This is a genomic window from Streptomyces sp. NPDC001492, assembly GCF_053597275.1.
This window is the reverse complement of sequence record NZ_JBSFHW010000021.1, coordinates 137,060-155,113: the sequence shown is the minus strand read 5'-3', so window position 1 is coordinate 155,113 and position 18,054 is coordinate 137,060. Positions and strand designations below refer to the sequence as shown.

Here is an 18,054-nt window from a genome sequence, read left to right as displayed (position 1 = left end):
AAGCGGTACGGGTGGATCAGCGGGTGCGGGAGGTGGTCGCCGCCGGGGCAGCGGGTACCGGCGCAGCCGGCGGGTGGGCGTCCGGGGCGGACACGCGGCGCAGGCCGCCCAGGACCGCGCTGGTGCTCTTGGCGTAGGCGTCGCGGGCGGCGACGGACTCGGCGATACGCCGGGCGCAGTCGAGGATGTGACCGGCGTCAAACCGGCCGATCTCCCGCTCGGGGGCGGTGAGTTCGCGCAGCCGCTGAACTTGGAAGGCGATGTTGCGTTCGGCGAGGACCAGGTCGCTGTGGGTGCCGGTCAAGGCGCCGAGCAGGGTGGTCTCGGGAGTGGCGCCGGCGAGCGCTTCGAGTTCAGCGAGCGGCTGTCCGAACAGCGCCTCGATGCGCTGGGCGACGAGCTGGGAAACGGCGTGGGACGAGGGGTCGGACGGGGGCAATCGGTGGACTTTCAGGGACGTCGGGCCCGCACCGCCCCGGCGCGGGATGCTGCCGGGGCGGGCGGAGCGGTGGCGGCGATCTTGGGGCTCAACCCGAGGCGTGACACCGCTACTTCGGTCGGCGGAGGCATGGTGCGCAGCAGCTCGTCGAGTGCGGCGGTGTAGCCGTTCCGGCCGGCCAGAGCCGCCTCCAGCCACTGGGCGTCCATCCGCATGGCGGCGGCGGACAGGTCGTCCATGTCGCCGTCGGCGGCCGTGGCGGCATGGATGCGGTCACGGACACGGGCCACCTGCTCCTCGGCGACCGCGAGGAAGCTGCGCAGTTCCAGTGCCCGCTGGAGTGCAGTGTTCGCCTCGCCGCGGGCTGCCTGCGCGTACAGGTCGGCTGCTTCGGCGCCGAACGCTTCCTGCAGTGCCGCATCACGGCTGCTGGACCTTTTGATGACGCTCACCGCGTGGCCCCGCGCGCCGTAGTGGTCCGCGCACTGGGCAGCGTGGGCGCAGAGGTAGGCAGGGCCGGGGCGCGGCGGGCGGCGGCAGACGCGCCGCGCCACACCCCGGGTCCGCGCTTGCCGGGAGCGTCGGGGTCCAGGAGGTACTTCACGACCATGACGCGGCCGTCGCGGGCGGCGACAGCGGCGTTGACCTGGTGGGCCAACTCCATGACGGGGTCGTCGAGTACGTCGGGCGGCTGAGTGCCCAGCGCCTCGACGAGCGCGTCCTCCGCGGTGTTGAGGGCCTGCTGCGTTTCGGCGAGCAGGCCGTACCAGTGCACGACGGTGGTGGCCTCGGGATCGGCCTGGGGTGCCGCCTCAACAGCCCGGCGCAGGTCGGCGAGCGGCATCTGGAATCGGTCCTCGATGCGCTCGGTGATGACGCCCATCACGTCGTCGCTGGCGTCGAGCACGAAGAAATTCCCTTCGTTTCGGTAATTCCGGTGCAGGAATGGGAAATGGGGCGCCGGTGGGCTAGTCCAGGCACACGCCGGCCGGGCGGTAGACGTACTTGGCGGACACCCAGCCCTTGACGCCGGTCGTCCTGTCGGTGATGTAGCGCCAATTTCCGCTGGTCTTGTGCACGGTGAACTTGTGGCCCCGGTACAGAATCCCGAGTGCCTCGGAGTTGACGGACGCCTTGGCGCGGATGGTGACGGCCTTGGTGCTGAGCGTCCACGGTCCGGGCTTGGTGCAGGTCGGGTCGATCACGGAGGGCGCCTGCGCGGGTGCGGCACTCGCGGTGGTGGTGAAGGCCAGCGGCAGCGGCAGCGTGAGGGCGCCGAGCAGCGCGGCGGAGATGGCTATGCGGGTTGAGCGCATGGGGAATTGAGCTCCATTTCGAGGAAAGGGCATACGGGAGAAGCAGCCCCAGGCGGGTGCCGTGCGGGCTGAGAACAAGAGTCCGGAGAATCCCCGGTTTCGGTAACCGGGGATTGCGTGCTATATTCCGCGCCGCCTCGCACACGGCTGATGGCATTTCGCTGGGGCAGGAAGACGAAATGCCAGTGGTTTAGAGGGAGTTCAGCGACCCGGCCCGGGCGGCGGGGCTGGGCGTATCGGCAGGCCGGGGGCAGCAGTGACGGGCCGGGTGGCCGGCGAGGCTGTCGGCAGCGGGGGCTGTTCGCCCCTCCAGTGCGCTTCCCACCACTGTGTGGCGGCCTCAAAGGTGGCGAAGCCGCCCTCGCGCAGGGTGTGCGTCAACGCGGTGCTGTCGACCTCTTCGAGCAGCACGCGAAAGGGCATGGCGGCCTTCTCGTCGAGGGCGCGCAGCATCACGGTCGTCTGGATCGGGTCGCTGTCGTGGGTGTAGCTGATGAGCAGGGCGAAGTGGTCGCCGTCGCTGCGCAGGCGCTGTTCCAGCACGCGGGTGGCCTCGTTAGCGGCCTTAGTGCCCATGCCGTCGGGCAGGAGGATCTTCTCCTCGGGACAGCCGCGGGCGATCAGCCAGGACTGAGCCATCGCCGGCAGCGGCAGTTCCTCGTGGGCGAATCGGTAGGTACGTGTGGCCGGGTCGCGTTTGAGATGCAGGGCGACGAGCTGCGGATCCCCGGGGACGCCCCAGGTGACGGCGCCGTTGTGCATCAGGTAGAAGCTGTGCTCGGCATCCTCGCTGTGGTGCTCGGCAAGGACGGTCATCATGTCCTGCTCGCTGCCGATGCGCCCCCAGAACTGGTCGGCGACGTGGTCATTGACGGCTTCGTATCCGGCGAGGCGGAAATCGGGTTCGTAGCTGGGCATCGGTGCTTTCGGTCGTGACGCCTGCGGCGCCGTGCGCGCAGCACGGGCGCCTGGTTCAGCGGCGTGTACGGGAGACGGCGGTCAAGGCCGGCGGCAGGGGCACGGGCGTGGTCCCGGGCGGGCCCGCGCGTCGGGGCACGGTGAGCGCGGCGCGGCCGGCGTCGGTGAGGGCGACGGGCTGCCCGGCCTGCACCGGGTGCGCCCTGTCGCGCTCCACCAGGCCCATCGCCTCCAGGCGCTGCAGCTGGGCGTAGGAGATGCGGGTGCGCGTGCCAGTCGCCACCGCGAGGCGGTGGGTGACGAGGTGCTCGTGCAGCTTCGCGCCCTGGGCGATGGCGAGCAGGGCCGCGACGTCCTTCGTCGCGATCTGCCGGGGCACCTGCCGAGGAGCGGCGGCCTCGATCGGCTCCAGCGCCGCGGCTGCCGCGGTGTGCTTCGCATCGCGCACACCGGCGGCCTGCGCCAGCTGGTCGAGCGTGCGGTGGATCCGGGTGAACAGCGCCTGATTCACGGGCAGTTCGCTGGAGGCGAGACGAGCGAGGCGCATCCGGTGGAAGGTGACGTCCCGCTCGGCGGCCACCAGCTCGCGGTGAGCGTCGGCCAGGGCGGCGTGTGATGCGTCGAGCAGTCCGCCGGCGCGGTGCCTGCGCAGCTGATCGACGCCGTATCCCACGGCTGTCTCGATCCGCTGGTCGAGGACGGTGGGTATCTGCCCGTCGAACGGGGGTGAGGTCATGGCGGTGGGGTTTCTGGATCCGGGGCGAGCGCGTCCAGGGCGACGCGGATCTCGACGTACGGGCCGTCGCGGGTGTGCGACGTCGGGCCGAGCCGGTCGAGGAGCCGGAGCATGGGCGCATTGGACGCCTGCGTGAACGCGGAGAGGGTGTGGGCTCCTCGAACGCGGGCGAGGCGGGCGGCCCGCCGGGCGAGAGCCGTCCCGATACCCTGGCACTGGCGGTGGTCGACGACCTGCACTCCGAGGTCGAAGACACCCGGTTCCCGGCTGACGGGCCCGACGCTGACAAGGGCCACAGGCCGGTTGTCCGTGCCGAGTGCGATCCAGCACTGTGCGTGGGCGAGCAGCCGGGACAGGTCGCGAGGCGTCAGGCGGGTGCGGCCCCAGCGGCGCAGCAGGTTCGCCTCGGAGCATTGCGTGTGGAAGGCGGCAACCAGGTCCCAGTCCGCCTCCGTCACCTGCCGGGTGCGCGCGAGGGCTGGATGCGTCAGCAGGAGCAGGCGGGGCGGGCGGCCAGCAGGTCGGCGCGCCGGTAGGCCCGGTAGCGGCTGCCGTCGGCCGCCCGCGGCTTGCAGGGCTGCACTCCGTAGCCGCGCAGGAGCAGCCCCAGCCGCAGCGGAGTGAGGTCGGCGTAGCTCCAGCGTCCATCGGCCTGGCCGGGCAGGTGGCGCAGGCGCTCGACCAGCTGAGCGGTGCTCACGTACTCCGGGGCGCCCTCGTCGTCGAAGACGGTCAGGCAGGCGTGGACGATCGTCTGCGGGCGGCTGGGGCAAGAGAGGAACTCCTCGCACGCGTCCTCGTGGAGGTCGTCGGCGCCGTCCAGACCTTCGATGTCGTCGAACCCCTCCGTGTCCTCGAAATCCGGGTCGAAGTAGGGCTCCTCGACGTCGTCGAAGTCCGGGTCGAAGTCTGGCTCTTCGTCGTCCAGTGGCTCGTACTCGGCTGGGGAATCGCCCTCGTACGCGGCGGCGCAGCAGCAGGAGGTGGCCAGGAGCGCGCTCAGCTCGGCGCCGGCTGCCATCCGTTCGACCAGCAGGTCGGTCAGGGTGCTCAGCTGCTCAGCGGCGCTGACGCCGGGACGCTCGGCGGCGGCGAACTCGGCGAGCTGCCGGTCGAGTTCCTGGACCTCGACGAACACGTCGAGGATGGCGCGGTGGTGCGGGTTCTCGGTGACCTGGGCCGGCGCCATTACGGCGGCGGCGACATGGTCGATCAGGGTGGGAAACTGCGTCAACGAACGGGGTCCTTCAGGGTCGGGGGCAGTGCGGGTCGGGGAAGGCCGGGCATCGTGTAGGCCGGCGGTCCCGGCTTGGGGACGGGCTGGCGCGTGCCCAGCTGCGGCGAGCGGGTGCGGGCCGCGTGGGTGCGCTCGCCCAGGGGGCGCCGGCGGATGCCGAGGCGGGCGCGGGCGGTGTCGTACACGTCGTGCGCCGCGCGCGGGCGTATGGCCACGACGTGGATCTCGGTGGTGTGCGTGGAGTTCGCGGGTGCCGGCCGCTGGGCGTACACGATGCGCCAGGCGTTGCGGTGATCGACGTAGACCTTGCGGCATCCGGCGAGGTCGCGGGTGAGTTTGGCGCCGAACAGGCGGGCGTTGACGATGTCCTGGAGCTGGGCGAGGGCCAGGTCGCGGATGTCGCCGGGGGCTTGGAGGAGGTCGGTGAGGGCGCGGGGGTCGAAGGACAGGCCGAACGCCGGCCCCTCCTCGTGGCCGCTCATCCGCCGCCCTGGCCCGGCTCGCCGGTCTCCTCGTGGCCGCCGTGTTCCTCGGCTTCCTCCGTGGCGGAGGTGGTCCGGTTCGAGGGACGAGGGCCGGGCAGCAGGCGGTGCGCGGGCCGGTCGGGATCGGTCATGCACGCGGACAGCGGCCCGCCGGGGGCGCGGACGGTGGCCATGGCGTGGGTGAGGAAGTCCCGGTGCCACACGAACAGCCCGGATAGTCCGGCTTCGGGGTCCTTGTGCTGCTGGTAGGACAGCCACAGGGCGTGAAGCCAGGCGACGACGTCGGCGTGCTCCTGCCACTGCTCACACCACGGGGCGGCGGTCGTGACCTCCGCCCCGTAGACCCGGAGAAGGAAGTCGTCGACCCAATCGGACAGGGCGTCGAGTTCGTCCTCGTACTCTTCGCCCTCCAGCTCGAGGATCGGGCGCGGCTCAGGCGGCGCAGGTACTGACGGCAGGCCCGCGAACCCCGGCAGCCCGTAGGCGGCGAACGGCGAGTCCGGCGGTGGTGCGGCGGAGAGGCTGTCGATCTGGCGGCCCTGCTCTGCGGATCGCGCCAGCAGCTTGGCCACGTCCGCCTGGACGCTCGCCAGAGAGGAGTCCGGCACCCGGACCGGCTCCACCGCTTCGTCCTCCGGCAGGAGAGGGGGGTCGGGTATCCGGACCGGTTCCGTCTCCGCGTCCTCCGAGGGGTTTATGGATTCAGGCACGAAAAAGGGGCCTCCTTGGGCCGCAGCCATAGGGCGTTAATTGCGGCTCCAACCATCCGGAGAATCCCCGGTTTCGGTAACCGGGACTTCGCTGCTATAACGCTGCGCGCAGCGCGGCGGGACCACGCACGAGACGCGTCGCCGGCCGCGCCGCGCGCCAGGATCAGCCTCAGGCAGTGAGGGTCAAGTCATCCTGGGAAAGGGCCTGTCGCAGTGTTTCGGTGAGACGGTCGGCGGCGATCTTCGCGTAGTGCTTGGTCTTCTCGACGCCGATGAAATCGCGACCCTCCAGCAGCGCCGCGACCCCGGTCGAGCCGGATCCGCAGGTGAAGTCGAGCACCGTGCCTCCCGACGGAGCGATCTGCACCAGCTCCCGCATGACGGAGACGGGCTTTTGCGTGATGTGCTGGCGCGCCTTGCCGCTGGGCTGCGAGGCGCTGTAGAGGCCGGGCAGGTAGACCGGGTTGCGGGCGGCGTCGATCGGCCCGTTGGACGCCCAGACGATGAACTCGCAGTTCTGGGTGAACCGGCCCTTTTGCGGCCGGGCCTGCGGCTTGTGCCAGGCCAGCACGCCCCTCCACAGCCAGCCGGCAGCCTGGATGGCATCCGTGGTGATCGGCAGCTGCCGCCAGTCGGTGAACAGCAGCGCCGTGCCGCCGACCTTGGTGAGCCGGTGCGCCTCGGTCATGATCTGGGTCAGCCAGAAGCCGTAACTGCGCTGGTCCATGTTCTCGCCGGTGAAGTCCGGCAGCTCGTGGCCGGCGTCGGCGGAGGTGTACTTCTGCTTCGCGGACCGGGAGGTGCGCTCCTTCGCCGTGCGCCCGCCCGAGTTGTACGGCGGGTCGGTGATGACGGAGTCGACGCAGTTGTCCGGCAGCTCGGCGAGAACGCTAAGCGCGTCGCCCTGGTGCAGGGAAAAAGGCAAAGAGATACCCCAATTCGGGTCGTGTGAGATGAGAGAGACGCTCCAGCTCGCCTGGATGACCCCACAGGACCGAATACGGGCGGACGGCTCCGCGGTCTGTGACGTGAGGGGGCGAGGGGAGGAGTCAAAACTGTAGGGCACGATCCCCGGTTGAGCGCTATCGCCGCCAAAAACCCCGAAACAGAGCCTTGATCAGACACACGATTTCGGCAACCGGGGATCCGCCCTTACTGTTTTGGAACTGCCCGGCGGCCACCGCCGATGGCGCGTCCCCGCCCCCTGCCTTCGTGGAGGTACCCCCATGTCCTGGCACACCTGACCCCACGCCCCGTGCCGGTGCGAGCGGCAACTTGCCATGGCACCCGGGCCACCCGAATGACCCACCACCCGGACGTCGCGCCCTTTCCTCAACGACGCACGCGCCGCCGGGACTTCACCAAGGACCTCGCTGTGACATCGCTCTACCCTCCCCTGCCCGCGATCCGTCCGCCGGCCCGTGACCGCCTTCCGGGAGGCGGACCGGATTGAAGGGCATAGCCGCCGGCATCGGCGTCGCCGTCCTCTCCCCCCTTCTGCTCGCGGGCGCCGCCATGACGATGGCGTCCTCCAGCCAAGCCGCGACCACCGCGTCCTTCAGTGGATGCCTGACCGGCATCGACACCGGTGAGGTGACCAAGGCGGTCACCAAGCTCCTCGACGGCGCGTCCGGCAAGGATGTCCACATCCAGGGCCTGGATCTTCCGGCCGAGCAGATCCCCAACGCGCAGACCATCGTGGCCACCGGCATCAGCCTTGACGTGCCCAAGAAGGGGCAGATCATCGCGATTGCCACCGCTATGCAGGAATCGCGGCTGCGCAACCTCGACTCCGGGGACCGGGACAGCCTCGGCCTGTTCCAGCAGCGCCCCAGTCAGGGGTGGGGCACCGCGCAGCAGATCCGCGATCCGGTCTACGCCTCCGAGCGCTTCTACAAGGCCCTGCTCAAGGTGGACGGCTGGCAGCAGATGCAGGTCACCCAAGCCGCCCAGGCCGTCCAGAAATCCGGCTACCCCGACGCCTACGCGCAGTGGGAGGACCTCGCCGCCGCGCTGCAGAAGGCCATCGCCGCCACGTTCCCGAACGCCGGCAAGGACGAACCCGCCAAGGGCAAGGACGCCGAGTCCCGCTCCGGCAGCTGCACGCCGGACACGGACGGCACGTCCTTCGGGCGGATCCCCGAGGGCAGCGTCCCGAAGGGATACACGATCCCCAAGGACGCCGATCCCAAGGCCCGCAAGGCCATCGAGTGGGCCATGCACCAGCTCGGCACGCTCTACCAGTGGGGCGGCTCGTGCACCGACGCCCACGGCCCCGACCCGATGGGCCGCTGCGACTGCAGCTCGCTGATGCAGCAGGCGTACGCGCACGCCGGCGTCCACCTCACCCGCACCACGTACACGCAGGTGGGCGAGGGCAAGGCCGTCTCGGCGAAGAACCTCCAGCCCGGTGACCTGATTTTCAGCCGCGGCACTGCCGCCCGGCCCGAACACGTCGGCATGTACATGGGCGAGGGCCTCGTCATCGAGGCGCCGCGCACCTCGAAACCGGTCCGGATCACCCCGATCAAGGACTGGGACATTTTGGCCGTCCGCCGCGTCCTCTGACGCCGCGCGCCTCCTGGGCCGCGCGCGCCGGGACCCCTTCTCGCGCCGCGAGTGCCCCCTCCCCTCTCTCTTTCTTCCCTTCCGCTGGCCCCTGCATGGCCCGCGCACGCAAGGAGCCCCGCCACACCTATGCCCATACCTCTCGCAGACCGCGCCGCCATCCTCCTCGCCTACGACCCAGGCATCTCCCCCCAGGGCGGCGGCCTGCCGGGCCTGTCCGTGCTGAAGAACGTCGTCAACTCGATCAACATGTTCGGGATCATCGCCGTCGTCGGCGCGCTCGCCGTCTCGCTCGGTGTGTGGGCCTGGGGCCACCACACCGGCGGTCACCAGGCCGAGGCCAACGGAAAGAAGGGCGCGGTCGTCGCGGCCGGCGCCGCGCTCGGCCTCGGCGCCGCGAACGGAATCGTGGCGTTCTTCTCCGGCCTGGGGGCGCAGGTCCACTGATGCCGAATCGACTCCCCTCCCTGTCCGGGTACGGCGTGACCTGGTCGGCAAACAAACGCGTCGCGATCGTCGCCCTGGTCCTCACCGCGCTGCTCGCCATCGCCGCGACCGCCGCCTGGTTCACCGGCCGCGCAGAGCACCACGACAACAGCAACACCCCCTCGCAGGCGAGCAGTTCCTCACCCACCGAAGCCGCGCCGCAGTCCTCGGCCGGGTCGGGGTCGGTGCCCAAGCCTGTCCAGATCGCCGAACCGGTCGCCTTCGCCAAGGCCGCAGCTCAGATGCTCTGGTCGTACGACACCCGCGACACCAGCCGCGATCAGCAACTCGCGGGCATGCGGACGTGGATGACCACGGAGACCAAGTACAACGACTGGGCCTCCGTGTCCGGTCAGGTCCCCGACCCGCTGCTGTGGTCGCGCATGGCCGACCAGGACCAGCACGCCACCGGCACGGTCACCGAAGGCCACTACCCCGGCGCGTTCAAGCAGGCCCTCGCCGAGGACCCGTCCGCGATCACCGAGGCGTACATCTACGTCGTCACCGTCAACGGACACCAGCAGATCGAGTGGAAGAAGGGCGGCGGCGGAGCCGAGGACCGCGCCATGACCCTCGCCGTGCAGTGCCGGCCCAACCACGACTGCACCCTCGCCGCCATCGCCCCCAGCGTCACGCAGTGACCCACCTCACCGATAGATAAGGAGGCCAATTCCCCTTGGGTTTCTGCGACTTCCCCGTAGCGGACAAACTCTGCAGCGTCGGCGAGGCCGTCGACTTCGCCTCCGATCCCGGCAAGGCGATTGGCGACTGGATGGCCAAGAGCGCCGGCGAACTCGCCGCCGCGGCAGCCGACCTGGCCGCCAAGGCCGTCGACGCCACCACCCAGGTCGACTTGAACGCCGGCTGGTTCCGCGACAACTACGAGATGCTGCTGCCGATCGGCTTGATCCTCCTGGTCGCGACCTTCTGCGCCCAGCTCGTACGGGCCGCGATCCGGCGTGACGGCCAGGCCCTCGCCCAGGCATTCACCGGCACCGCCTCCGGCGTGATCTTCGCCTTCAGTGCCATCGCCCTGACCACCGTCGCCATCGAAGTGGTCGACGCCCTCTCCGACGGACTCTTGAAGGCCGCCCACCTGGACATCGCCACCGCGGTGAGGCGGATCGTGAAGGTGGGCCAGATCGCCGCCCTGACCAATCTGGGCTGGCTGGTCACCGTCTTCGTCGGCGTCGGAGCCGCCATCGGCGCCTTCTTGTACTGGTGCGTGATGATGGTCCGCAAGGTCGGCATCCTGGTGATGGTGACCTTGGCCGTCTTCGCCGGTGCGGGCGGCGGCTGGGAGGCAGCCCGCCGGTGGCGGCGCGGCTGGATCGAAGCCACCGCCACCCTCGTGGTCTCCAAGCTGTTGATGACCATCATCTTCGTCCTCGGGATCTCCGCGATGGGCAAGACCGAGGCCAAGGACGGCGTCGCCGCGCTCGCCGACGTCATGGCCGGCATCGTGATCATGATTTTGGTGCTGCTCTGCCCGTACGCCACCTTCAAGTTCGTCCACTGGGCGGCCGAGGGCACGGACGGAGAATCGATTCACCGAGCCGGTGGTGCCGGCGCCCAGCTCGCCCGGCAGCACGCCGAGAAGGCCGCCCGCAGGGCCACCGCCGCGGTCGCCACCGCCGGTGCGGGCGGCGCGGCAGCCGCGGGCGCAGCCCAAGGGCCCGACGCTGCGGGCGGCGGATTCCCCGGCGACATCGCCGCCAACCCCACCGCAGGCGGCGGCCTGGAGGGCCAGGGTTCCCCGGGTTCCGGAAGCAACGGGCTCAAGAACGGGCTGGAGAAGGCCGTCCAGCCGCCCCCGACCAGCCCCCGCGACGGCGGCGCTTCCGGGTCGGCGCCCAGCGGCGGCAGCGGTTTCATGTCGCAGCCCGGCGCGGGCGCATCCACGCCCCCGCCGCAGGGTGCCCCGCCGGCACCAAACTCGGCCGGCACCAGTGGGACCGGTACACCACCACCCCCGCCCACCGGCCTGTAGCCCCTGCCCGACTCCGGGGCGGCACGCGCTGCGCACCTCTTCGCCGCGTGCCGCCCCGGCCACCGCCCCGCGCCCCCCGGAACGGCCCTTGTCTGATCTCACCGTCACGCCGCTCACCGTCAAATTCCCGCACCGGTCCAGACGCGGCATCCTCCTCGGCCTCTCCCTGCCCCAACTCGTCCTCGTATCCTGCGCGTTGGCGCTCCTGCTGGCCACCGTGGTATCCACCGGACTGCTCGGTGCCCTCGCCCTGACACCGCTGTGGGCCACGGTCGTCGCCCTGGTCGCCATCCGCCGGCACGGCCGCTCACTGATCGACTGGACGCCGATCGTCCTTCGCTTCGCACAGCGGCGCCGCACCGGGCAGACTCTGTGGCTCGCCCGGCCGGTCACCCGCCCCCGCCAAGACGGCGTCCTGCACCTGCCCGGCACCGCCGCCTCGCTGCGGGTGGTCACCCCCGGCGACTCCGCCAACGGCGCCGCCGCCATCCACGACCCCCACCACCAGACCCTGACCGCCATCGCCCGGGTCTCCAGCCGGGCCTTCGCCCTGCTGGACCCTGCGACCCAGAACCACAACGTCGCCGGGTGGGGACGGGCCCTGGCCGGCATCGCCCGTACCGGACACGTCGCCACCGTGCAGGTCCTGGAGCGCACCGTCCCCGACAGCGGCGACACCCTCGCCCGGCACTGGAGCCAGCAGGGCCGCCCCGAGACGCCGGTCGCCGGGCAGGTCTACAGCGAACTGGTCGCCTCCGCAGGGCCAGCCGCCGCCCCGCACGAGGCGTATCTGGCCATCAGCCTCGACCTGAAGGCCGCCAAGCGCCTCATCAGCCAGGCGGGCGGCGGCCTTCCCGGCGCCTTCACGGTGATGGAGCAGACCACCAGCTCGATCGCGCAGGCCGCCCGTAGCGCCGGACTGATGGTGACCGGCTGGCTCTCGGCGCGCGAGATCGCGGCCGTCATCCGCACCGCCTACGACCCGGGGGCGCTGTCCGCGCTGCAGCAGTGGTCGCCCTCCGGGCTGGCCGAGGCCGACCCGGCTGCCGCCGGGCCCGTCGTCCAGGTCGAGGAGTACGACCGGGTGGCCACCGACTCCGCGCGGCACGCGACCTACTGGGTCGAGGACTGGCCCCGCACGGAGAGCGGCGCCGGATTCCTCCACGGGCTCATGTTCACCGCCGGCGTGCGGCGCAGCCTGTCCCTTATATACGTGCCCCAGGGGCTCGAGTCGGCGATGCGCGACGTCCAGCGCAGAAAGGCCGCGATCATCTCGGATGCCGCCGAGCGCTCCCGCCGCGGGCAGGTCGACTCCGAGGCCGACAGCGTCGAGTACGCCGACGTCAAGACCCGCGAGCGCCAGCTCATCGCCGGCCACGCGGACGTCGCCCTGACCGGCCTGCTGACCGTCTCCGCCGCAACCGACGCGGCGCTCGATGCCGCGTGCGCGCAGATCGAGACGGCCGCCGTCACCGCCCAGGTCGACCTGCGGCGCCTCTTCTACCAGCAGAGCGATGCCTTCACCCTCGGCGCGCTGCCCTTGGCCCGCGCCGCCCTGTAGCCCATCCCGGCCCCACGCGCTGGGGCCTACGCCCTGCCGCCCCGGCAGGAAGGATCTCCCCTCTTGACCTCAGTCATCCCCGCCGGTGACGCGCACGCCTACCTCCGGGCCGCCAGCGCCGGAGTACGCCACCACACCCGCGCCCTCACCGCCGACGCGGCCACCGCCCCGGTACCTGCGGACCGTACGCACCTCGACGTCCTGCACGCGCACCTGATCGCCCTGCACCGGCTCCTCGACCAGCTCCAGGCGGCCACCCGGCCCCCGCACCCGGCAGCAGGACGGCATCTGGCCACCGCCGGAACCCGGCTGTGGCAAGCCGCCGCCGCCCTCCACGACGCCTTCCACCTCGTGCCCGCCCACCACGCGGCCTCTGCGGACGAGGAAGAGTGCCACCCCGAGCGGCTCCCGGAAGGCCCGCCGGTACTGACCATCTGCCAGCGCCACCTCGCCGCAGGCCACCTTGTGCGCCGTACCACCACTCCCACCGATCTCAACAGCCCTCTGCACGCCCGCACCACCGCCTGCGTCCAGTAACTCCCCTCCCGCGAAAAGGACTACATGCGAAAGCCCACGTGCTCCACCCTCACCGCCGTCATCTGAAAGCCGCTCCGTCATGACCCACCGGCCTGCCCGTCGCGCCCGCCGCGCCTCGGCCTCTCCGCTGTTCACTCCGCACGGCACCGACCGCGCCAGCCGAAAGGCGGCCCGCCGCCAGCTTGCCGAAGCCGCCGCCAAGGCCCGCGCCGAAGCCGTCCTGCACCCGTCCGGCACCGAACCGGCCGAGCAGGAGATGCCGCGGCCCCTCTTCCCGCCCGGCGGCCGACCCGGCCCCGCCTCCGCACGCGGCGGCAAGCTGAAGCTGCCCGCGCACCGCATGACCACCGCGACCGTCGCGGGCGCCTACCCGTTCCTTGCCGAAGGCGGGCTCGGCGCGGAGGGCATCTACATCGGCCGCGACGTCCACGCCGAAGCCAGCTTCGTTTTCGATCCGTTCGCCCTGTACGGCAAGATCGAGGGCTTTACGAACCCCAACGTGTTGCTCGCGGGGGTGATCGGCCAGGGCAAGAGCGCCCTGGCCAAGTCCTTCGCCCTGCGATCCGTGGCCTTCGGCTACAGGGTCTACGTCCCGTGTGACCCCAAGGGGGAATGGACCCCGGTGGCCGCCGCCCTCGGCGGCACCTCCATCGCGCTCGGCCCCGGGCTGCCGGGCAAGCTCAATCCCCTGGACGCGGCCCCGCGCCCGCCGTCGGTCTCCGAAACGGACTGGGCGAGCGAGATCCGCAAACGGCGCCTGCTGCTGCTCGGCTCCCTGGCCCGCACCGTCCTCGGGCGGGATCTGCTGCCGATGGAGCACACCGGCCTCGACGTCGCCCTGGACGCCGTGGTCACCCGCGCCGCCGCCACCGGACGCACACCGCTGCTCGGCGACATCGCCGCCATGCTCCACAACCCCGACGACCTCGACGCCGCCGCCGGCCTGATGTCCGGCCGCCTCGGCGACACCGCCCGCGACCTCGCCCACGCCATGCGCCGCCTCGTCCACGGCGACCTCGCCGGCATGTTCGACGCCCCGAGCACCGTCACCTTCGACCCCGCCTCGCCGATGCTCACCATCGACCTGTCCCGCCTCGGCGGAGCCGGCGACGACACCGCCCTCGTCCTCGCCATGACCTGCGCCTCAGCATGGATGGAGTCCGCACTCTCCGACCCGAGCGGCGGCCGGAGATGGATCGTCTACGACGAAGCCTGGCGCCTGATGCGCCACCCCGGTCTGCTCCAGCGCATGCAGTCCCAGTGGAAACTCAGCCGCGGCCTGGGCATCGCCAACCTCATGGTCATCCACCGACTCAGCGACTTGCTCACCGCCGGCGACGCCGGATCCCGCGGACGCGCCCTCGCCGAAGGACTCCTTGCCGACTGCAGCACGCGCATCATCTACCGGCAGGAGACCGACCAACTCCACGCCGCAGCCGCCCTCCTGGGCCTGACCACGGTCGAGACCGACGCAATCTCCCACCTCAACCGGGGCCGCGGCCTGTGGCTGGTCGCCGGACGATCTTTCATCGTCCAACACCTCCTCCATCCACACGAATTGGCCCTCTTCGACACGGATACCCGAATGCATTGAAAGGCCAACCTTGCCAAGCACCACGGCGCCGGTCCACATCGTGTGGGACTGGAACGGCACGCTCAAGGACGACCGGTTCGATCTCCTCGACGCCGTCAACCACACACTCGCAGGGCTTCGGACAGCCCCGATCGACCTGCACACGTATCAGACCAAGCACGTCCTACCCATCCGCCACTTCTACGACCGACTCCTCAACCGCTCCATCAGCGACGGCGAATGGACCCAAGCGCAGAAGGACTTCGCCGCATTCCTGCAGACACGTTCTCCGCGCCTACGCCCCCGCGCCCGGCAGCTCCTGGCACAGGTGAATGCTCTGGGACATAGCCAGTCCGTCCTGTCCCTGTATCCCGAGAAGCTGCTGCGGGCCGAGATCGAAGCGCTGAGCCTGACGGGCCTGTTCACCCGCATCGACGGCCGTCGTGGCGCCGACGGAACCAAGACAGAGGTCCTCACCGACCACCTGCAGGCCCTGGCGCTCTCGCCCGGTCGAGTCTTCCTCATCGGGGACACCGTGGACGACGGATATGCCGCTCACACCAACGGCATTCACGCCATCCTGTGCTCCGGCGGCCTTGAGCCCGCTGAGCGGCTGCACGCCACGCGCTTGCCCGTTGTCGAAACACTCGACGCCGCCGTCACCGCCGGGATTCAGCGTGTGACCGCTGGCGGCCACTCCTCGGAGTGTCCTCAGGCGTCGCCTGCCCCGCCCCCGCGCGGGCCGGGAACTCAGCACCCCCGGCACCGTCACTGACGACACCGAGTGCTTGGCACATGGCCGTCGGTCAGGCCGACCGAAGCCGTGGGAGAGCGTGCTGGTCGACGATCTCCTGCTCGCCGTCCTCAAGGTCCTGCTGTGTCTGAGCGCCCCGCGGGGAGGACAGGTTGCGCACCACGGCCATAGAGACACGCACATCGAACTGCCGAAGGAAACTCGTGACCACCGCCTCGCAGCCCAGCACGCACGAGCCCCTGGGGGACGACCTCCAGCTGACCCACAACACCTACGGCACCCTGGACGATTCCGACATCAGCCCCGCCGATGCACAGGCCCAGGACCCCGCTCTCCCGCCCGTCGCCGGCTCCCAGATGGTGATCGAAGCCCTCGGCACCTCTCCGCAGCGCCTCGGCCGGCTCCACAGGACCGACTCCACCGAGGACGTCGTCGCCTGGCTCGTGATCGTGGCCGCCCGTCATCTGGACCACGTACACGAACAACTCACCGACGCCGCCCAGGGGGCGGCCTCCATTCTGACGCGCGTCGCCACCGGTAAGGCGCAGATCAACTCACTGGGCGTCCTGCAGAACAGAGCCACTCAGATCGACATCCTGGCCGCACGCCGCGCCGACGCCACCGAGCACCTCAAGAACGTCATCCATGTCTACCGACAGGTGACGGCCCTCGACCATGCTGCGGCCCAACCGGCGCACCGCGCAGGCCAAGCCCCGATTCACCCGACCGCACCCAGCGCTCCTCCCGGCCGGGTATCACATCGTCGGTGAGTCTGCCCCTCACTTCCCAGAAGCCCACGACCGCCTCCCGCACCGACACCACCTCCTTCGCCGACGCGCTCGCCGCCGGCTTCCCGGCGGCTGGCGCAGCACATACCGCCAACCCGCGGGAGTAGAGACAAACGCAAGAGGCTCATGAATCCCGATGTCAGACGCGAACTGATACCCCGTCACAACACGCTCCACCTCATCGACGCGCTCGACGTCATGACGGCCAAACTCCTCGACGCCGCCGAACAGTGGCAGCTGCTGGACGACACCGGCAGGGTGCCGGCCAAGCCGTCCTACGCCGATCTGCTCCGGCACGCTGGCGACGCGCAAGCCCTGTCCCGAGACATCATCCAGCTGACTGCCGACTTCGCCCGGACCGCTCACAGCACGAACCGGACCGGCAGCGCCGTACTCGCCCACCTCGCCACGGCGGCCACCCTGTCGAGCCACGCTGTACCGCACTTCGCCGAGACCGCGGAGACCGCCCTTTCCCTGTCCCGGCCCTCCGGCCCGATCGACCGGACGTACCCGGACAACCGCATGGTCATCGACCACGCCACGGCGCGCGCCTATCTGCGGCGCACTTCGGAATCGCTCCACGCGGCGGTCAAGGAGCTCCACGCCCACCTCGACATCCACCGCTTCTTCCCCACGCCTTCCCGACAGCAGAGCCCGACGTCCCCGCCGCCCGGGCCAGGCGTTCGGCGCCGCTAGCCCGCACCAAGGCATCCGCGCCAGCATCCCCCTCTCAAGGAGTCCCCTGAACCGCCCCGCCCACTTCAGCGACGCCGACTGGGCCGAGTTCCAGCAGTGCCAGGCCGAGCACGACGACCTCATGGCCCAGGTCGTCGAGCGCGAAGCCCAGATGGAACACGGCGTGATCCACACCTACGACGAGTACGAATTCGACTTCACCCCTCTTCCGGAGCCGAAGCCAAGTCCCCCACGCGGGACCCCTCCGCCGGGCCACGCACCCTCGCGAGGGAGAAGCCGTGGCCACTGAGGACGACAACACACCGCCCGCCTCCCCCGCCGACGCCCGCCGCACATCCGTCGACGCGTCCGGGCTCGCGCCACTCCCCGACCACCGCAACGTGGACACCGCATGGTGGCAGGAGCAATGGCTCCGTCACGCACACATCACCACACCGCTGCGCCATCGCGGCCTGGAGTGTGACATCGAGTTCGGCCTCAGCACGTACATCGTGCGCGTCTCGCTCCCCGACGACAGCTACCTGATCATCGGCCCGCCGCAGGAGCCCCCCTGCGACCGCCCGCCAGGGGACCCGCAGGGGTGGATCGTGACCCGCCAGCATCCCGACGACCAGACGCTGTTCGAAGTGATCTACGACTCGGCCCCCGCCGCCGACCCCGGTGTCCCTGAGCGGCCTGAAGCCCGCCACGGCGGCAACGCCACGCCCCTGATCGAGGCGATCGACCATCGCCTTGCCCAGCTCGGGCTGCTGCCCCCTCCCGTCTCACCCAATGCAAACCCGCACGCGCTCCCGGCTCCGCCGACACTCCGTGCATCCCAGGCCCCGGATGTCCCCGACACAGCAGACCGTGCTCCTGTCTACGTCTACGGCGAGGCGATGCTCGCTCTGACCGACCGGCTCAACGGGGCCAAGTCGCACGCGGACGCCGCTGCCCTGCTGCACCAGGTCCTGGCTCCGGTCAACGGCCTACTCGAACGGCTCGGCGAGTTCTTCGAAGCCGCCGGGGAAAAAGCCAAGGAAGCCGAAGAGGAGGACGGCTTCGACCTGTCCTACGACCTCGCCGACGCCGCCGCCGAGATCCGCAACCTCGCAGAGGTGCTGCACGTGGCCGAGGACCGGATGCGGGCACTGACCCCGCTCCGGCCAGCACTGCGGCTCCCGTCCGCCTCGGCCCGTCCGCCGTCCCTTTCCCCGCGAGCCCTGCCGCCGGCACCGCCGCGGCATACGCGCTAGCGCCGGATTGCCTCCCTCCCAGGAA

24 protein-coding genes are annotated in these 18,054 nt (G+C 70.8%); 12 read left to right on the top strand and 12 right to left on the bottom strand.

Annotated elements, in window-relative coordinates; genetic code table 11:
• Nucleotides 1-16: 16 nt before the first annotated feature.
• From ACWC1K_RS26320 to ACWC1K_RS26270, 11 genes are all read right to left on the bottom strand, one after another.
• Nucleotides 17-439, bottom strand: coding sequence for a hypothetical protein (locus tag ACWC1K_RS26320; RefSeq protein WP_450834753.1), 423 nt, complete (start codon nucleotides 437-439; stop codon nucleotides 17-19).
• Between the two features lie 11 nt (nucleotides 440-450).
• Nucleotides 451-891: a hypothetical protein gene (locus ACWC1K_RS26315; protein WP_450834752.1), complete on the bottom strand. Its 441-nt coding sequence runs from the start codon at nucleotides 889-891 to the stop codon at nucleotides 451-453.
• Nucleotides 888-1,346 (bottom strand): hypothetical protein, encoded by a 459-nt coding sequence (locus ACWC1K_RS26310; RefSeq protein ID WP_450834751.1) that lies wholly within the window; start codon nucleotides 1,344-1,346, stop codon nucleotides 888-890. The genes ACWC1K_RS26315 and ACWC1K_RS26310 overlap by 4 nt, the downstream gene beginning before the upstream one ends.
• Before the next feature lie 61 nt (nucleotides 1,347-1,407).
• Nucleotides 1,408-1,755: an SH3 domain-containing protein gene (locus ACWC1K_RS26305; RefSeq protein WP_450834750.1), complete on the bottom strand. Its 348-nt coding sequence runs from the start codon at nucleotides 1,753-1,755 to the stop codon at nucleotides 1,408-1,410.
• A gap of 201 nt (nucleotides 1,756-1,956) precedes the next feature.
• Nucleotides 1,957-2,673, bottom strand: a complete 717-nt coding sequence (locus ACWC1K_RS26300; protein ID WP_450834748.1) for a hypothetical protein — start codon at nucleotides 2,671-2,673, stop codon at nucleotides 1,957-1,959.
• Between the two features lie 55 nt (nucleotides 2,674-2,728).
• On the bottom strand, nucleotides 2,729-3,409 hold the full coding sequence (locus tag ACWC1K_RS26295; protein ID WP_450834747.1) for a hypothetical protein: 681 nt from the start codon (nucleotides 3,407-3,409) through the stop codon (nucleotides 2,729-2,731).
• Entirely contained in the window at nucleotides 3,406-3,867 is a 462-nt protein-coding gene (locus ACWC1K_RS26290) for an N-acetyltransferase family protein (RefSeq protein WP_450834746.1), read from the bottom strand. Before ACWC1K_RS26290 ends, ACWC1K_RS26295 begins: the two co-directional genes overlap by 4 nt.
• A 29-nt stretch (nucleotides 3,868-3,896) precedes the next feature.
• A complete protein-coding gene (locus tag ACWC1K_RS26285) occupies nucleotides 3,897-4,643 on the bottom strand; it encodes a DUF3631 domain-containing protein (RefSeq protein ID WP_450834744.1) in 747 nt (248 codons plus the stop codon).
• On the bottom strand, nucleotides 4,640-5,128 hold the full coding sequence (locus tag ACWC1K_RS26280) for a hypothetical protein (protein WP_450834743.1): 489 nt from the start codon (nucleotides 5,126-5,128) through the stop codon (nucleotides 4,640-4,642). Before ACWC1K_RS26280 ends, ACWC1K_RS26285 begins: the two co-directional genes overlap by 4 nt.
• Entirely contained in the window at nucleotides 5,125-5,841 is a 717-nt protein-coding gene (locus ACWC1K_RS26275; protein ID WP_450834741.1) for a DUF4913 domain-containing protein, read from the bottom strand. Before ACWC1K_RS26275 ends, ACWC1K_RS26280 begins: the two co-directional genes overlap by 4 nt.
• 169 nt (nucleotides 5,842-6,010) lie before the next feature.
• On the bottom strand, nucleotides 6,011-6,766 hold the full coding sequence (locus ACWC1K_RS26270; protein WP_450834739.1) for a DNA-methyltransferase: 756 nt from the start codon (nucleotides 6,764-6,766) through the stop codon (nucleotides 6,011-6,013).
• Nucleotides 6,767-7,290: 524 nt separating this feature from the next.
• Here ACWC1K_RS26270 and ACWC1K_RS26265 point away from each other — a divergent pair.
• The 11 genes from ACWC1K_RS26265 (at nucleotide 7,291) to ACWC1K_RS26215 (ending at nucleotide 16,794) form a co-directional block, all read left to right on the top strand.
• Nucleotides 7,291-8,409 carry a C40 family peptidase gene (locus tag ACWC1K_RS26265; RefSeq protein WP_450834738.1) on the top strand — a complete coding sequence of 373 codons (1,119 nt, stop codon included), beginning with the start codon at nucleotides 7,291-7,293 and terminating at the stop codon, nucleotides 8,407-8,409.
• Nucleotides 8,410-8,538: 129 nt separating this feature from the next.
• Nucleotides 8,539-8,856: a DUF6112 family protein gene (locus ACWC1K_RS26260; protein ID WP_450834736.1), complete on the top strand. Its 318-nt coding sequence runs from the start codon at nucleotides 8,539-8,541 to the stop codon at nucleotides 8,854-8,856.
• The gene (locus tag ACWC1K_RS26255; RefSeq protein WP_450834734.1) at nucleotides 8,856-9,536 is read left to right on the top strand and encodes a hypothetical protein; all 681 of its coding nucleotides are present in this window, start codon (nucleotides 8,856-8,858) and stop codon (nucleotides 9,534-9,536) included. Before ACWC1K_RS26260 ends, ACWC1K_RS26255 begins: the two co-directional genes overlap by 1 nt.
• Nucleotides 9,537-9,571: 35 nt before the next feature.
• On the top strand, nucleotides 9,572-10,885 hold the full coding sequence (locus ACWC1K_RS26250; protein WP_450834733.1) for an SCO6881 family protein: 1,314 nt from the start codon (nucleotides 9,572-9,574) through the stop codon (nucleotides 10,883-10,885).
• Nucleotides 10,886-10,973: 88 nt separating this feature from the next.
• On the top strand, nucleotides 10,974-12,446 hold the full coding sequence (locus ACWC1K_RS26245) for an SCO6880 family protein (RefSeq protein ID WP_450834731.1): 1,473 nt from the start codon (nucleotides 10,974-10,976) through the stop codon (nucleotides 12,444-12,446).
• Nucleotides 12,447-12,509: 63 nt separating this feature from the next.
• A complete protein-coding gene (locus tag ACWC1K_RS26240; RefSeq protein WP_450834730.1) occupies nucleotides 12,510-12,983 on the top strand; it encodes a DUF6238 family protein in 474 nt (157 codons plus the stop codon).
• 79 nt (nucleotides 12,984-13,062) lie between these two features.
• Nucleotides 13,063-14,577: an ATP-binding protein gene (locus tag ACWC1K_RS26235; protein WP_450834729.1), complete on the top strand. Its 1,515-nt coding sequence runs from the start codon at nucleotides 13,063-13,065 to the stop codon at nucleotides 14,575-14,577.
• Between the two features lie 10 nt (nucleotides 14,578-14,587).
• Nucleotides 14,588-15,331 (top strand): HAD family hydrolase, encoded by a 744-nt coding sequence (locus ACWC1K_RS26230; RefSeq protein WP_450834727.1) that lies wholly within the window; start codon nucleotides 14,588-14,590, stop codon nucleotides 15,329-15,331.
• A 182-nt stretch (nucleotides 15,332-15,513) separates the two neighbouring features.
• On the top strand, nucleotides 15,514-16,080 hold the full coding sequence (locus ACWC1K_RS26225) for a hypothetical protein (protein WP_450834726.1): 567 nt from the start codon (nucleotides 15,514-15,516) through the stop codon (nucleotides 16,078-16,080).
• Nucleotides 16,077-16,205 carry a hypothetical protein gene (locus ACWC1K_RS26220; RefSeq protein ID WP_450834724.1) on the top strand — a complete coding sequence of 43 codons (129 nt, stop codon included), beginning with the start codon at nucleotides 16,077-16,079 and terminating at the stop codon, nucleotides 16,203-16,205. Before ACWC1K_RS26225 ends, ACWC1K_RS26220 begins: the two co-directional genes overlap by 4 nt.
• Nucleotides 16,206-16,224: 19 nt before the next feature.
• Nucleotides 16,225-16,794: a hypothetical protein gene (locus ACWC1K_RS26215; RefSeq protein WP_450834722.1), complete on the top strand. Its 570-nt coding sequence runs from the start codon at nucleotides 16,225-16,227 to the stop codon at nucleotides 16,792-16,794.
• A 34-nt stretch (nucleotides 16,795-16,828) separates the two neighbouring features.
• Here the strand turns inward: ACWC1K_RS26215 and ACWC1K_RS26210 are convergent, their stop codons facing one another.
• Entirely contained in the window at nucleotides 16,829-16,954 is a 126-nt protein-coding gene (locus ACWC1K_RS26210; protein WP_450834721.1) for a hypothetical protein, read from the bottom strand.
• 118 nt (nucleotides 16,955-17,072) lie between these two features.
• Between ACWC1K_RS26210 and ACWC1K_RS26205 the strand changes: the two genes are divergently transcribed.
• On the top strand, nucleotides 17,073-18,029 hold the full coding sequence (locus ACWC1K_RS26205) for a hypothetical protein (RefSeq protein ID WP_450834719.1): 957 nt from the start codon (nucleotides 17,073-17,075) through the stop codon (nucleotides 18,027-18,029).
• Nucleotides 18,030-18,054 lie beyond the last annotated feature (25 nt).

Bases quoted from the DNA above. Each gene is read 5' to 3' on its own strand.
- ACWC1K_RS26305 (WP_450834750.1), bottom strand. From the start codon at position 1,755: ATGCGCTCAACCCGCATAGCCATCTCCGCCGCGCTGCTCGGCGCCCTC.
- ACWC1K_RS26300 (WP_450834748.1), bottom strand. From the start codon at position 2,673: ATGCCCAGCTACGAACCCGATTTCCGCCTCGCCGGATACGAAGCCGTC.
- ACWC1K_RS26295 (WP_450834747.1), bottom strand. From the start codon at position 3,409: ATGACCTCACCCCCGTTCGACGGGCAGATACCCACCGTCCTCGACCAG.
- ACWC1K_RS26280 (WP_450834743.1), bottom strand. From the start codon at position 5,128: ATGAGCGGCCACGAGGAGGGGCCGGCGTTCGGCCTGTCCTTCGACCCC.
- ACWC1K_RS26260 (WP_450834736.1), top strand. From the start codon at position 8,539: ATGCCCATACCTCTCGCAGACCGCGCCGCCATCCTCCTCGCCTACGAC.
- ACWC1K_RS26255 (WP_450834734.1), top strand. From the start codon at position 8,856: ATGCCGAATCGACTCCCCTCCCTGTCCGGGTACGGCGTGACCTGGTCG.
- ACWC1K_RS26235 (WP_450834729.1), top strand. From the start codon at position 13,063: ATGACCCACCGGCCTGCCCGTCGCGCCCGCCGCGCCTCGGCCTCTCCG.
- ACWC1K_RS26215 (WP_450834722.1), top strand. From the start codon at position 16,225: ATGAATCCCGATGTCAGACGCGAACTGATACCCCGTCACAACACGCTC.